Raw genomic sequence first — 251 nt, forward strand, 5'->3', positions numbered from 1 at the left:
ACCACTACTACCATCATTAAAGATGGTGCAACCGGTGCTAAAGGCGATACCGGCGCAACTGGTGCAGATGGTAAGAACGCTGAAGCCGACGTTAAAGACAACGGCAACGGTACTCACACTGTAACCATCAAAGACGGTAACGGTAATACCACTACTACCATCATTAAAGATGGTGCAACTGGTGCCGACGGTAAGAACGTTGAAGCCGACGTTAAGGATAACGGCGACGGTACTCATACTGTAACCATCAA

1 protein-coding gene is annotated in these 251 nt (G+C 48.2%); it reads left to right on the forward strand.

The window, feature by feature from the left end; all coding sequences use genetic code 11:
• On the forward strand, positions 1–251 hold a 251-nt coding region (locus HMPREF2596_RS11405; protein WP_210401076.1), incomplete at both ends, for a collagen-flanked surface repeat-containing protein.

This window comes from Neisseria sp. HMSC078C12, from assembly GCF_001838065.1.
Taxonomy (GTDB): Bacteria; Pseudomonadota; Gammaproteobacteria; order Burkholderiales; family Neisseriaceae; genus Neisseria.